Origin of the sequence: Rhodococcus sp. DT1 (assembly GCF_049844875.1) — a bacterium.
Lineage (GTDB): Bacteria > Actinomycetota > Actinomycetes > Mycobacteriales > Mycobacteriaceae > Rhodococcus.
In genome coordinates, this window is record NZ_JBNCLW010000003.1 from 358,147 (window position 1) to 371,210 (window position 13,064).

At 68.3% G+C, this 13,064-nt stretch carries 12 protein-coding genes and 1 pseudogene; 5 read left to right on the forward strand and 8 right to left on the reverse strand.

Features of this window, described 5'->3' with window-relative positions:
- Window positions 1-36: 36 nt before the first annotated feature.
- Window positions 37-2,232, forward strand: a complete 2,196-nt coding sequence (locus tag ACLQ3J_RS09420) for a hypothetical protein (RefSeq protein WP_425902941.1) — start codon at window positions 37-39, stop codon at window positions 2,230-2,232.
- A 27-nt stretch (window positions 2,233-2,259) separates the two neighbouring features.
- On the opposite strand, the gene ACLQ3J_RS09425 is transcribed toward ACLQ3J_RS09420, so the two are convergent.
- Window positions 2,260-3,657 (reverse strand): wax ester/triacylglycerol synthase domain-containing protein, encoded by a 1,398-nt coding sequence (locus ACLQ3J_RS09425; RefSeq protein ID WP_425902943.1) that lies wholly within the window; start codon window positions 3,655-3,657, stop codon window positions 2,260-2,262.
- A 145-nt stretch (window positions 3,658-3,802) separates the two neighbouring features.
- Between ACLQ3J_RS09425 and ACLQ3J_RS09430 the strand changes: the two genes are divergently transcribed.
- The 3 genes from ACLQ3J_RS09430 (at window position 3,803) to ACLQ3J_RS09440 (ending at window position 6,487) form a co-directional block, all read left to right on the forward strand.
- The gene (locus ACLQ3J_RS09430) at window positions 3,803-4,708 is read left to right on the forward strand and encodes a hypothetical protein (protein ID WP_425902944.1); all 906 of its coding nucleotides are present in this window, start codon (window positions 3,803-3,805) and stop codon (window positions 4,706-4,708) included.
- A gap of 76 nt (window positions 4,709-4,784) precedes the next feature.
- Complete coding sequence (locus ACLQ3J_RS09435; RefSeq protein WP_425902945.1) at window positions 4,785-5,141, forward strand: PadR family transcriptional regulator; 357 nt, start codon at window positions 4,785-4,787, stop codon at window positions 5,139-5,141.
- Window positions 5,141-6,487, forward strand: a complete 1,347-nt coding sequence (locus tag ACLQ3J_RS09440) for a permease prefix domain 1-containing protein (protein ID WP_425903170.1) — start codon at window positions 5,141-5,143, stop codon at window positions 6,485-6,487. Before ACLQ3J_RS09435 ends, ACLQ3J_RS09440 begins: the two co-directional genes overlap by 1 nt.
- A 10-nt stretch (window positions 6,488-6,497) precedes the next feature.
- Here the strand turns inward: ACLQ3J_RS09440 and ACLQ3J_RS09445 are convergent, their stop codons facing one another.
- From ACLQ3J_RS09445 to ACLQ3J_RS09465, 5 genes and pseudogenes are all read right to left on the reverse strand, one after another.
- Window positions 6,498-7,157, reverse strand: a complete 660-nt coding sequence (locus tag ACLQ3J_RS09445) for a response regulator (protein WP_169622664.1) — start codon at window positions 7,155-7,157, stop codon at window positions 6,498-6,500.
- Window positions 7,154-8,377, reverse strand: a complete 1,224-nt coding sequence (locus tag ACLQ3J_RS09450) for a sensor histidine kinase (protein ID WP_425902946.1) — start codon at window positions 8,375-8,377, stop codon at window positions 7,154-7,156. The genes ACLQ3J_RS09445 and ACLQ3J_RS09450 overlap by 4 nt, the downstream gene beginning before the upstream one ends.
- A gap of 167 nt (window positions 8,378-8,544) precedes the next feature.
- Complete coding sequence (locus ACLQ3J_RS09455; protein WP_296548942.1) at window positions 8,545-9,078, reverse strand: DUF1772 domain-containing protein; 534 nt, start codon at window positions 9,076-9,078, stop codon at window positions 8,545-8,547.
- Window positions 9,079-9,159: 81 nt separating this feature from the next.
- Window positions 9,160-9,819, reverse strand: coding sequence for an SDR family oxidoreductase (locus ACLQ3J_RS09460; RefSeq protein WP_169622667.1), 660 nt, complete (start codon window positions 9,817-9,819; stop codon window positions 9,160-9,162).
- Window positions 9,820-9,904: 85 nt separating this feature from the next.
- A pseudogene (locus ACLQ3J_RS09465) lies at window positions 9,905-10,081 on the reverse strand (L-2-hydroxyglutarate oxidase); the annotation flags it as partial.
- Between the two features lie 83 nt (window positions 10,082-10,164).
- Between ACLQ3J_RS09465 and ACLQ3J_RS09470 the strand changes: the two are divergent.
- A complete protein-coding gene (locus ACLQ3J_RS09470; RefSeq protein ID WP_425902949.1) occupies window positions 10,165-10,506 on the forward strand; it encodes a winged helix-turn-helix domain-containing protein in 342 nt (113 codons plus the stop codon).
- Between the two features lie 80 nt (window positions 10,507-10,586).
- Here the strand turns inward: ACLQ3J_RS09470 and ACLQ3J_RS09475 are convergent, their stop codons facing one another.
- Together ACLQ3J_RS09475 and ACLQ3J_RS09480 are read right to left on the reverse strand one after the other, a co-directional pair.
- On the reverse strand, window positions 10,587-11,783 hold the full coding sequence (locus ACLQ3J_RS09475) for an FAD-dependent monooxygenase (protein WP_169622669.1): 1,197 nt from the start codon (window positions 11,781-11,783) through the stop codon (window positions 10,587-10,589).
- Window positions 11,784-11,814: 31 nt separating this feature from the next.
- A complete protein-coding gene (locus ACLQ3J_RS09480) occupies window positions 11,815-13,020 on the reverse strand; it encodes an MFS transporter (protein WP_240952712.1) in 1,206 nt (401 codons plus the stop codon).
- Window positions 13,021-13,064 lie beyond the last annotated feature (44 nt).

Sequence of the window (13,064 nt, forward strand, 5' to 3'; positions counted from 1 at the left end):
TGCACGCGTCGGCGGAAGGCTCGCCGACGGGCCGAAATGTATGCTTGGCGGCCGGGTGTCCTGATCAGGGCGTCGGTCGCGGAAACGGTGTCCGCGGCCGTCCCCTCGGTCGTGGAAGAGGAGCAACAGGTCGTGTCGCTGTGGTCGCGGGCATTGTCGGTCGAGGAACTCGAGGACCGGCCGTGGAGTGAGCTGATGCCGTGGCTCGATCGGTACGGGTCGGCGCGTACTGTCGCGCTCTCGGCGCTCGCTCCCACCGCCCGCTGGTGGGAGGTCCAGTCGCCCGCCGACACCGCGCACGAGGCGGGCATCCCCGAGATGTGCGCGGAGCTGGCCCGGATCTACGTCACCGATCACCCGGACCTGCGCTTCGCGGATGCGTTGCGCCGCGAGGTGGAGGTGCCGGTCTCCGCGCTCGACCTCGATGCCGCCGCGGCAACGGTGATCGCGCGTCTTCCGCACGCGCCCACCACCGCCGAGTTGTTCAGTCGCAGTCCGGCGGACCTGTTCGTGGTGCGTGGTTCCGACCGCGAAACCGTCGACGAGATCGTGTGTGCGGTCCTCGTCGCGACGGTGCTGCGCGACTCGGACTCCGCTGCTTCCGCGCCCGGGACCGCCGAGATGTCTGCGGGTTCGAGGACAGATGTTCCGGCGCTCGACCTGCTCCTCGAGGACCTCGCGCAGCTGGCGCGCTGGCGCATGCTCAGCGGCGACCACGAGAGTCCCTTGCTGCGTGTGGAACTCGACGAGGGAGCGCCCGAGGAGGTCCGGACCGTGGCAGCGCGTATCCGTGCGCTGACCGCCCTCGATCTCCCGGTCGCCCCGCCGGGCGACCCCATTGCCGAGCTCGGCGACTACATCGAGGCGCTGCCCGAACCGGAACGTCAGGCGCTGCGACGACGGGTCCGGGACGGCGTCGACGACCCGGCGGCACCGTCGACGTTCCCGTTCGGCACGGCGGTCGGTGATCTGCTCGCGGCGTTGCGCGTGCGGGTACGGCCGGTCGCCTCGTTCGACCGGATCCTGCGCGACTTTCCGGTCCTCACCCGCCCGGTCCCTGCACTCGACGCGCCGTTGTGGAAGGTATTGCACCGCCTCGACGACCGGTTCGAGGTGGCCGACGGCTGGGTGGCGGTTCCCGATCTGCCCGAAGCGGAGAAACAGACCCGGGCACTGCTCGCGGAATTCGAATCCGGCAACGGGGTCGTCGAACCCGCCGCCGTGCAGGCAACTTGGACGCTGCCGCCGGACGAGTTCGCCGCGTGGACGGAGTACTGCGGGACCGCGATGTTCGAGGGCAGGCTCCTCGCGCCGCGCGACGACCTCCCCGGCCGCGCCGCCCAGGTGCTCGAAGTGCTGGGTGATCCGCACACCGCCGACGAACTCGTCGCCCGCATGGGCGTGAACGCCGACGTGCACACTCTTTTCGCGGAACTGTCCGACGACGAGCGTTTTGCGGTCGCCGACGACCGGTGGTCGCTCGTGGAGTGGGACACCGATGTGGTGACCGCGATCCGCAACCGCATCGCGCGTCTCGTCGACGATCGACACGGCAGCGCTCCGGCCGACGTCGTCGAGACCGCGCTGGTGGAGCGGTTCGGGATCTCCGGCGATTCGGCCCGTACCTTCGCTGGCGGGGGCGAATTCGAGGTGGTCGACGGTCGCGTGCGACGCCGGCCGCGTGCCCACGTGCCGGTGTCGAAACCCGAGCGGACCCGTCGGCTCTACCGGCTCGACGACGGCTGGCGCCTGCGCATTCCGGTCACGCGTGATCACGTGCGTGGTGCCGAGTGTGCTGTGCCGTCGGCGGTTGCCGCGATCGTCGGGTGCGATCCGGGGAGCGAGATCGTTCTGCCTTCGCGCCTGGGAGGACAGACGCTGCGCTGGGCCGGGCCCGCACCGCTACTCGGGTCGATCCGCAGATTCCTCGAGGACCTCGGGGTGGATGCGGACGGGGAACTCTTCCTCGATTTCCGCGCCGACGGCCATTTCGATGTGCTGCCGCTGCGCACGGTCGCCGACAACGCCGAACCGTTGCGCAAGGCGCTCGCGCTGGTCGGGCACACGACTCCTGAGGTAGTCCCCGAGGACCGAATGGCCGAGGCGTTCGCGACGGCCCTGGGCCTGGGTGCGGAAACCCGGCCTCGTCGAATTCTGTCCGCCTACCGGGCCCGACGGGAGACCGACGTGGTCGCCCTCCTCGAAGAAGCGTGGATACGCGTGCGGAGCTGAGCACGCTCACCGGACGATCGGTCGCGGCTACTGCGCCGACGTGCCGCCGACTGTGATCGCCTGGAACTGTTCGTGCAGGGCTTCTGTGAGTTCGCGAACCTCGGGAACGAGGTCGGGATCGACGATGATCGTCACTGTCAGGGTGTCGGCATACGACAGTGCCACGAAGGCGACGCCCACGTTTCCCGTATTGACGATCAGCGGCACAATCGCGGTGACCCTGGCTCCGGCGACCCTCAGCGGTGACGACGGGCCCGGCAGGTTGGACAGAAACGAATTGACCAGGTGCTGCCGATCCACGAACCAACGGAAGATCCGGATGGCTGCCAGGGCGCGGAACAGCGGGCCGAGCAGGGCCGCCGACCGCCCTCGCACGTTCGATTTCTGTGCACGGGTGCTGCGGGAAACGGAAACCAACCGCTGCGCCGGAGTTCCGGCCAGTGGTACCCGGACAGGCATGACGCCGACCTGATTGCCCAACTCCCCGTCCGTGTTCGCACCGCGAGCAGAGACCGGAACCGAGATCACCAACTCGGACGGGGACTCGCCACGCGTGCGCAGGATGCCGGCAAGCGCACTGGAGGTGGCGACCAGCAGCACATCGTTGACAGTCGCGCCCCATCGCCGCCCCTCCACACGGGTCGCGTCCAGATCCACCTCGACCGTCCCGACCGCACGTCGAACACCCGTGGGCGCATTGAACGAACATCGGGGGGCACGTCCACCGGTGCCCCGTCCGAGTTCCGCCCACGCTGCAGGAAGACCCGCGACGGACTGTGGAACTCGGCGCAGGCTGCGAAGCCGTTCGATCACGTTGTCGGCGAGCAATTCTCTCGTCCTCGGCTTCGGACAGGCCCGGTGCCGGTCGGGCGGAATCGAGCGGCCCAGCTCGTCCGAGACGTCTGCTCCGTCGACCAGATGCGCCAGCACGGCCAGTCCTCCGATCCCGTCGGCCAGCACGTGATGCATCACCATCACCAGTGCTGTGTTCCCGTGCGGATCCGCGATGTCGGTGACGAGAATCGCGCGCCACAGCGGCCGCGACCGCGGCAGCGGCCGGGTAAGTGCGTCCACCGCGAGGGCCATGGCGGCATCCCGGCTGCCGGGAACCGGGCATCGCACCTGCGACAGGTGAGCATCGACGTCGAAGTGCTCGTCGTCCAGCCAGTAGGGTCGGCCGAGCCCGAGCGCAGGTTCGGACAGGCACTGCCGCAGTCGCCGAATCCCGGTCAGTCGTTCGGTGAGCGCGGCCTGCAGCGCCACCGGGTCCGGCTCGACGCCACCGGCGAGGAAGATCACGGCGCCGACGTGGAGGGGCGCCGGCCCGACATCCGAGACGAGTTCGGTCAGGTCGCCGGGACCGATGCGCTCTATCCGACTCGGGTCCGCCACCCCTCCAGGATCGCAGGTATCGCTCTCTGCCATGGGTGCACCGGACCGGGCGAGCCGGACTCGGCCCGGACACAGAACCCAGGGGGTCCGGTAAAGGTGACTCTGCGCCGCCGCCGGCTGCCGCCCACGATCGAGGGCACCTGATGCGATCGGTTCTCGTCCGTAGCACGATGGAGCAATGACCGACGCGAGCACCGAACCCACCGCCACCGATTCCGTCGTGGACGCGCTGCGCGGGGCCGTGGCGTCCGTGGAAGCGGCCATCGTCCGTCTCGAGGGCGAAGACGCGGCTCCGGACACCGTGGAAAGCGTGCTCGCATCCGTAGGGGCGCCCGCCCTGGGCGATATCGTCACGCGCCACAACGCCCTGACCAGGGCTGCCGCGATAGTCGACCACCGCGGCACGCTGCCCGACGCAGACTGGACGCCGCTGGCCGAGCTCGGGTCGCGGCTCGACGAGACCGTCGCGCGCGTGCAGGCTCACGCGTCGGCCCTGCTCGACGGAGCCGACGCGGACAGGCCGGTGCCGGAGCACCTGGAATACCTGCACACGATCGCGGTCGAGGAACGACTGGGCGAGACACTCCAGTTGCTCGTGCTGGTCGAGGACTGTCTGTTTCTGTGGCATCGCGTTCGCATCGCCCGGGAGGGTTCCGATCCGGGGGTCGTCGCGGCTGCCCGGTCCGCGCTCGCGCGGCACTTCGAGGGGGACGCCGACCTGTTGCGACGGGCGCGCAGGACCCTCGCGCGGTTCGCGGAGGGATCGCCGCTGGAGGTGGTTCGCCGGCTGTCCTCGAGCCGCACCACACGCGCACTGTCGACACTGCGGCGCGATCTCGACGACTACCGCGCGGCCTTCCGGGCCGATGACGCCGGCTGGCTCGCGGACGAAGATCCGGATGTCGCCGAGGCGCTCGATTCCATCGACAGTCCTCTCAAGGCGGTCGGCGGAGCGCTCGGCGACGTCCTCGAGCGCGGTCGTGCCCGGGTGACGGAAACGTTGAGCCGCGACGACGGGGACAGGGCAGACGGGGACAGGGCAGAGGGGGACAGGGGATCTGCCGCGGATCCCGACCGGGCGTAACGCCCTCTAGCCCACGGATACCTCGAGCTGCTACGTTCGCTTTTATATCCCTAGATGCTCTAGGTATGGAGGGTTCGTGTTCATCGACAAGGATCTGGTCGCAGCCTCGGCGACGCCCCTGGTACTCGGCATACTCGCCGAGGGCGAGTCCTACGGATACGCAATCCTCAAGCGGGTCAACGAGCTGTCCGGCGGTCGCATCCAATGGACCGACGGAATGCTCTACCCCCTGCTACATCGCCTCGAGCGCGCGGGCTATGTGTTTGCGAGCTGGCATATCGCCGAGAACGGCCGTCGGCGCAAGCACTACACACTCACCGACGCCGGCACCGAGATGCTCGTCGAACGCGCGGCGCAATGGTCGGTCGTCGCCGCGGCCCTCGAGCAGGTGTGGCAGTCCGCGCTGCCCCCGGCGGCAGAAGGGTTGACGTGATGGACGCCGACGCGCAACTCGAATCCCAGATCGCCCGCTGGCGCGGCTACGTCTCCGGTCACCGGGTGATTTCCCCGCTCGACGTCGACGAGATGGAAGGCCACCTGCGGGATCAGGTCGAGGATCTCTCGGCTGCCGGGCTGACGTCGAGCGAAGCGTTCCTGGTCGCGGTGGGACGCATGGGCAGCGTGGACGAGATTTCTCGCGAGTTCGCCCGCGAACATTCCGACCGTCTGTGGAAGCAACTCGTGCTCGTTCCGGCAGGCACCGAGTCCGCCTCCGCCCGGCATCCGCGTGAGCTGGGCGTGGTGATCGCGCTCGCGGCCTGCGCGGGGGTGGCGGTCAAAGCCGGACTGGAGTGGCTCCCGGAACAGGCACTGGTACGCAATGCGTCGCTGTTCGTGTTGCCGTTCCTCGTCGCATACTTCGCCTGGAAGCGCGACATGCCGGTGCGCGCCGCGGCGGCCCTGGCGATTCCTTTCCTACTCACGGCGTCGGCGCTGAACCTTTTTCCGTTCGTCGCCGCCGGCTCCACCGAAATCATCGCGGCGATCCACGCCCCCATTCTGTTGTGGCTCGTCGTGGGAGTCGCGTACGTGGGAGGCGAGTGGCGATCCCAACGGCGGCGGATGGACTTCGTGAGGTTCACCGGGGAGTGGGTCGTCTATCTGACCTTGCTCGCGCTCGGCGGCGCGGTCCTCGTCGGACTCACCCTCGGGGCCTTCGGTGCCTTGGGCGTCGACGTCGAGTGGTTCCTCGAACAATGGGTCGTGCCCTTCGCGCCCCCCGGAGCGATGATCGCGGCGGCCTGGCTCGTCGAGGCCAAACAGGAGGTGATCGAGAACATCGCTCCCGTCCTCACCCGGGTGTTCACGCCGCTCACCGTCGCGATGCTGCTCGCGCTGTTCGTCGCGTCCGTGGCATCGCGCAGCATCCTGGGCGTCGATCGCGAACTGCTCATCCTCATGGATCTGATCCTGGTGCTGGTGCTCGGGCTGTTGCTGTATTCCATCTCCGCCCGCGACCCGCACGCGCCTCCGGACGTGTTCGACACTCTTCAGGTCGTTCTGGTCGCCGCAGCGCTGGCCGTCGACGCACTCATGCTCGCCGCGATGCTCACGCGGATCGCCGAGTTCGGATTCACCGCCAACAAGGTGACGGCGCTCGGGCTGAACCTGGTCCTGCTGGTCAACCTGGTCGGGGCGGGGTGGTTCGGCGTCCGCTTCTTGCGCCGCCGTTGCGGTTTCGACGCGGTGGAACGCTGGCAGACGCGGTACCTGCCCGTCTACGGCGTGTGGGCCGCGGTTGCGGTCGTCGTCATCCCGCCGCTGTTCGGGTTCGGGTAACGACCGGGGTCTACCGATCCTCCGGCGTGACGAGGCCGGTACGGAAGGCGATCGCGACGAGGCCGGCGCGGTCGCGCGCACGCAGTTTGGTGAGGATGCGGGTCACATGCGTGCGGACCGTTGCGGGACTGATGAACAGCTTCGAGCCGATCCCCTCGTTCGACAGACCCAGGCCGACCTCGGCAAGGATCTCGCGTTCCCGGTTCGTGAGTCCGTCGAGTTGCCCGGTGTCGCGCGCGCCTGCCCCGCGTGCGGCGGCCTGCATCACGCGCCGGGTGACAGTCGGCGAGAGCATGGCGTCCCCGCCCGCCACGGTGCGGATCGCGTTGCGGAGATCTCCGGGTGCGGTGTCCTTCACGAGGAAGCCGACGGCACCCGCACGGATCGCGTCGAGCACGTTGTCGTCGGTGTCGAATGTCGTGAGTACCACCACGTGCACGTGGGAAAGCGCCGGATCGCCGATGATCCGGCGGGTCGCGGCGATCCCGTCGGTCCCGGGCATCCGAATATCCATCAGCACCACATCGGGACGCGTCTCGGTGACCACGCGCACGCCTGCGTCCCCGTCGTCCGCCTCGCCCGCCACCACGATGTCGTCCGTGCGCTCGAGCAATGCGCGCAGTCCTTCACGCACAAGAGCCTGATCGTCGACGAGCACGACCCGGATCATGACGGACCTCCTGCGGGAATGCGGGCATCGACGACGAATCCTCCGCCGTCCGGAGTACCGGTGTCGACGGTCCCGCCCAGCAACGCGACGCGTTCGCGCATGCCGGTCAGGCCCCATCCGGTGGTGCGGCCACCCCGCGACCCGCGGCCGTTGTCACTCACGCAGACTCGCAGTACATCGTTGTGGTGGTCCAGGGCGACAACGACTCTCGTCGCATCGGAATGACGGAGGACGTTGCTCAGAGCCTCCTGGATCACCCGGTACGCGGTCGCGTCCACCACGGCGGGCAGTGTTGCCGGGGTGCCCCGGGATTCGATGTGCACCGCTACGCCTGCGTCGGAGACGGTGTCGACGAGTCGAGGGATCTCGGCGAGTCCGGGTGTAGGCGAGTGGTCCCCGCGTGCTGTGGTGCCGGCGGGGGAGCGGAGTGCCTCGACCGTGGCATGCAGTTCGGACACCGCGCGCGAACACGAGTCGCGGACGGCCACCAGCGATCGGCGTGCGAGGGCGGGATCGTCGTCGAGGGACTCGGCAGCCACGTCGGTGTGCAGCGAGATGACGGACACGGTGTGCGCGAGCAGGTCGTGGAGATCGCGTGCGATCTGCAGCCGTTCGCGTTCGACGCGACGGGCGGCCTCGCGTTCGCGCTCGAGGCGGGCCGAGTGTTCCCTGCGGACCAGTTCTCGGCCGAGTGCGCGTCTGGACCGCACGCTGTCGCCCAGTGCGATCACCGCCGCCATCAGACCCACCGACCCCGCCGATTCGAATCCGAGCAGGTAGGCAAGATCATCGCCCTGGAACATCCTGACCGCTGTCGAGAGGATCACCAGCGCGCCCGAAACGGCGATCGCCCATCGCAGGTGCCCGGACTCCGCGGCCGAGTACAGCGCCACCGCAAGCGGGAGGGCCAAGCCGATGGGCGGGAACCCCAGGGCGTAATACGCCACCAGGACGGCGGCCGTGACGAGCAGAACGGTGACCGGGCGCTGCCGGCGGAAGAAGACCGGTGCGGCGAACAACGCGCCGAACAGGAAGGCGAGCGCAGGTGGCCCCTGCTCGCCGCCCCCGAGATCGGCGGCGATCGCGATGCAGATGATCGCGAACAATCCCCCGGCGAGGAGCGCATCGGTCGTGCGGTCCTGCCGGAACATATTTCCGGCTGCTGGGCTGGTCTGCGCGGAGATGGTCGGTGCCTTTCCTCCGGTCGTGCGTGTGATCACCGTTCCGGGCGGCAGTGACGGAGTACCCGGCGATCCCGCCCGCACCTGTGGCGATCGGCGCTACGTCGGCGAGATTACCGGCGGCAGCCTGGGCCCGGAACCGAAATGCGCGTACGGCGAGGGGTCGTCACCTCGCCGTACGCCCGCGAGCGGAACTACCGGGCGTGTCACCCGACCCGAGCCTCGACCGGCACGGGCGTGGACGTGCGAGCCGTGAGCGCCTTGAACAACGCGACGAAGGCCAGGACGGCAGTCACGCCGCTCATGGTCAGACGAACCCAGTGGCCTGTCTCGAACTCGACCGCGGTCTGTCGGAGTACTTCGACAGAATGCACGGCGGTCCCTTCGTCGAACATGATCGTGTTCCGTGGCCAGAAGTAGAAGGCCGAGAACGCGAACTCGCCGAAGACCAGCGAGATCAGGCTCGCCACCGCCCACGGCCGGAGCTTCTTGTCGCGCCGGAGCAGGAACACGGACGCCGCTGCGAGGGCTACCGTCAGCGCACCCAGAGGCGGGAAGAAGTCCGACGGACCGGCTTCCGACATGAACTCGACGGTCAGATCCAGAGACGCCGGGGGATCGTGGAAAACGTTGGGGTAGAGGATGACTGTTTCGGTGAGGATTGCACCGAACGCGATGAGCGTGACCCAGCTGTAGGCCACGATCACCGCGGTACGGGGCGAGAAAGTGTTGTGTGTCATGGTGACGACGCTAGTTTTCCGGCGTGTCACCGTCGTCCGTCCGGCGACGTAACCGCAGTACGACTTCCGACGTAGGCCGGATTACCGGAGTGCGTCCAGCGCCTCGCCGATCGGCGTGTCGCCGTTGTTGAATTCGATGGTGAGACCGGCGGTTTCGGGTCGCTCGAGTACCGCGGCGGCGACGGCCGCCACATCCGCACGCGACACTTCGCCCGGTTCGGTCGCGCCGTGACCCGCGATGTCGATGCGGCCCGTGGGCGGATCCAGCGTGAGTTTGCTCGGCCCGAGGATCGTCCAGTCCAACTCGGCGGCCCGCAGATGCGTGTCGGCCGCGGCCTTCGCCTCGGCGTAGGCGTAGAAACTGTTGTCCTCCGGCACACCGTGATCCGGACGCGACCCGTAGTACGAGATCATCACATACCGCCGGACACCCGCCTGCTGCGCCGCCGTCATCGATGCGATCGCGGCGTCGCGATCCACGGCGTATGTGCGGAGCGCGCTGCCCCCGCCTGCGCCTGCGGACCACACGACCGCATCGTGACCCTGCAGCAACTCGTTGAACGCGAGCGCATCGAGTTGTTCGACGTCGGCAACCACCGGCGTGCCACCGGCGGCGCGCACGTCGTCGGCGTGGTCGGGATTGCGGATGACCGCGCTGACCTCGTGGCCGGCGTCGGAGAGGAGACGTTCGAGGTGGAGCGCCACCTTGCCGTGTCCGCCGAAAACCGCGATACGTGCCATGTCGATGCTCCTAGCGTCGTGGGGAATTCTTCCGGTGAGCATGCCCGTATTCGTTCGTCTCTACGCGTGGGCGTCCTCGGCGCACGCGTTGGAGGGCCGTCGCGACGAGGTGTTCGGCAATGGCGAGGGACGACGTGGCGCCGGGTGACGGGGCGTTGCACAGGTGAACGAGGCGTCCCTGTCCGGTGATGACGAAATCGTCTTCGACGCTGCCGTCGGCGTTCATCGCCTGCGCCCGGACACCGCGCGGTCCGGCGTGCACGACACCGCTGTTGTGGCCGGTCCAAGAGCAGCACCGGCGACAACGCAGTTCCGGTGTTACGTAAAAGTGTTACGGTGTCCGGTATGGCCTACAAGTACGAAGCCGTCGCAACCGATCTCCAGCATCGGATGACGTGGAACGAATGGGCAGTCGGCGACCAGCTCCCGGGGATCCACGAGCTCGCGGCTCACTACGCGGTGTCGCCGTCCGTGGTGAAGGACGCGCAGGAAGTGCTGCGGAAGGAGGGGTTCATCGAGACGCGGCAGGGAAGGGGCTCCTTCGTCGTCTCGATCCCGGAACCGGGGGACATGACGCTCGGCATCCGACGGCACCTCGAGGCGATCCGGGTGGATCTTGCCGAGGCCCGCGATGCGGTGGTGCGCGCGGAACGCCGACTCGCGGAGCTGAGCGAAACAGTCGTGTAGGACGCATGACAGGCCTGTGGCCCGCAGATCTTCCGGATCTGCGGGCCACAGGCGTGATCGTCGCGCGGGGGTGTCCCGGCTCAGCGGTTACGGTCCGAGGAGTAACCCCACAGCCAGTCCGTGTACTTGTAGCTCGAGGTGTCGCGGATGCGGAACAACTCGTTGCGAGCTTCGCGGCCGGCACCGTCGAGGTGCCACAGGTCGCCCCACATCCGGCCGGTGGTGAGGATGCGGTTGCAGCGCGGCGCGCGCTCGGCGTTGACGTCCTGCAGGATCTTCGGCCAGTTCGCGTTGTCGCCCTTGTAGTCCTCGGACGCGTAGTCGGCGAGGCACTTGGCATCCTCGAGAGCCATCACGGCGCCCGACGCGAGGTACTGCAGCGGCGGATGTGCGGCATCGCCGAGAAGGAGCATGCGGCCGTCGACCCAGTTGTCGATCGGATTGCGGTCGAACATCGGCCACCAGCGGTCCGTCCACAGGTACTTGAGGGCGGAGCGGACACTCTCGTGGCAGTGGTCGTAGGCGTGCGCGAGTTCCTCGGGGCTGCCCCACTTCTCCTCGCCGCGAAGGAACGCCGGCGACTGGAAGACGGCGACCTGGTTGAGCATCTCGCCCTGGCGAAGCGGGTACTGGATGAAGTGGCAGCGCGGGCCGATGTAGCCCACGACATCCTCGATGTCCTCTTCGAGGGGGACTTCGTTCATCGGGAAGGTGCCGCGGAACGCGACGTAGCCGGAGCCGACGGGCTTGTCGTCGGACAGCTTGGGACGCAGGCGCGAGTGCAGCCCGTCCATCCCGAGCGCGATGTCACCGATGTGCTCTTCACCGTTCTCGAGGATGACGCGCACAGTGTCGCCCTCGGTGACGACATCGGTCACCGTCGAATCGGTGCGGAGGTCGGCTCCCGCGCGACGTGCCGCGGCAACGAGTACCGAGTGCAGGTCGGAGCGGTGTACCACGAAGTACACGCCGCCGTAGTGCTCCTGGTAGTCGCGGCCGAGGTTCACCTTGGTGAGGATTTCGGCGGTCACAGCGTCGCGGAAGACGAGGTTCTTGGGCAGCACACCCTTGGCGATCACCTCGTCGTAGACGCCGAGCGACTGGAGGATGCGCGAGCCGTGCGGTCCGATCTGGAGTCCGGCGCCCACCTCACCGAACTCGGCGGCGCGCTCGAAGAGCGTGACGTTCGCACCCTTCAAGGCGAGAGCGAGGGCGTTGGCGACGCCACCGATGCCGCCGCCGGCAATCAGTACTCGCGCGTCCTTCAGATCGGACATGACACTCCTTCGGGTGGGGGGAACTGTGAGATCAGTGAGTGAGGATCGGGCCGCGCGGCGCGTCGTGGCGGACGGGGAACTTCTGCCAGATCACGGTGAGCAACAGCGCCGAGATCAAGGCGCTGACGCCGAAGAGGATGAAGTTCGAGTGGGCGCCGAGTCCGGCGGCGAGCAGCCATCCACCGATCTGTGGGGCGGCAACGGCACCGATCCGGCCGACGCCGAGAGCCCAGCCGAGTGCCGTGCCCCGCAGGTGGTCGGGGTAGTACGACGCGACGGCCGCGATGATCAGTGCCTGGGTGCCGTGGGTACCGACACCGGCGATCACGAAGATCAGGTACACCGCGGCGACCGGCGGATCGAGCAGCAGGGTCAGCAGCGCGACACCGGCCATCAGCGCGGCGACGATGCTCGTCGGCACCGAACCCCAGCGCACGCCGCCCCAGGCGGTGACGAACGAGCCGACGACGGCGCCGAGGTTGAGCGCCAGCGCGAAAGTCAGCGCGTTGCCCAGGTCGGTGCCCTCACCTTGCATGAGCTTGGGAAGCCAGGTGCCGAGGCCGTACCACGAGAGCAGGGTCACCACGGTCACCGCCGCGAACATGATGCTCACGGCGCGGAAACGGGTACCGAGCAGTTCCTTGAAGCCGCCCGCGGCGTTGCCGGGATGGGCATCGGGGGCGTGCTTGGGCAGCACCTTGATCGCCAGCGGAACGAGAATGAAGAGCGGGATCAGCGCGAAGAGGAACATCGGGCGCCAGCCCCAGTGGGGAATCACCGGGATGCCCACGAGGGCCGCGATCGAACCGCCGATCGGCACGCCGGACATCATCATCGTCGCGACGGCGGCGCGCCACTTGTTCGGCACCAGTTCGGCAGCCAGGGCGTTGGACGTCGGCACCAGTCCGCCGAGGCCGATTCCGGCGATCAGGCGCAGGATGCCGAAGACCGCAGGTCCGGGAGCGACGGCACACAACGCGGTGAACACGGAGAGGACGACAACGCAGCCGACCACCGCCTGTTTGCGTCCGATCGCGTCGGACAACCGGCCCGCGAGAACGGCACCGATCATCATGCCCAGGAATGCCAGGCTGCCGAGTGTGCCGGCCGTCGAGGAACTGATTCCCCATTCGTCCTGCAGGCTGGGGATCACGTTGCCGTAGACGATGAGGTCGTATCCGTCGAATACGACGAACAGCCAGCAGACGACGACTGCTGCGATGCTGCCGGGAGCCATGGGCAGACGGCGTGCACCGGAGGCGACGGTGGCCCCTGGGGAGA

Coding starts and splice junctions, on each gene's coding strand:
- ACLQ3J_RS09460 (WP_169622667.1), bottom strand. CDS start 9,819: ATGGCACGTATCGCGGTTTTCGGCGGACACGGCAAGGTGGCGCTCCAC.
- ACLQ3J_RS09440 (WP_425903170.1), top strand. CDS start 5,141: ATGGACGCCGACGCGCAACTCGAATCCCAGATCGCCCGCTGGCGCGGC.
- ACLQ3J_RS09455 (WP_296548942.1), bottom strand. CDS start 9,078: ATGACACACAACACTTTCTCGCCCCGTACCGCGGTGATCGTGGCCTAC.
- ACLQ3J_RS09445 (WP_169622664.1), bottom strand. CDS start 7,157: ATGATCCGGGTCGTGCTCGTCGACGATCAGGCTCTTGTGCGTGAAGGA.
- ACLQ3J_RS09475 (WP_169622669.1), bottom strand. CDS start 11,783: ATGTCCGATCTGAAGGACGCGCGAGTACTGATTGCCGGCGGCGGCATC.
- ACLQ3J_RS09480 (WP_240952712.1), bottom strand. CDS start 13,020: ATGGCTCCCGGCAGCATCGCAGCAGTCGTCGTCTGCTGGCTGTTCGTC.
- ACLQ3J_RS09430 (WP_425902944.1), top strand. CDS start 3,803: ATGACCGACGCGAGCACCGAACCCACCGCCACCGATTCCGTCGTGGAC.
- ACLQ3J_RS09470 (WP_425902949.1), top strand. CDS start 10,165: ATGGCCTACAAGTACGAAGCCGTCGCAACCGATCTCCAGCATCGGATG.
- ACLQ3J_RS09425 (WP_425902943.1), bottom strand. CDS start 3,657: ATGGCAGAGAGCGATACCTGCGATCCTGGAGGGGTGGCGGACCCGAGT.
- ACLQ3J_RS09420 (WP_425902941.1), top strand. CDS start 37: ATGTATGCTTGGCGGCCGGGTGTCCTGATCAGGGCGTCGGTCGCGGAA.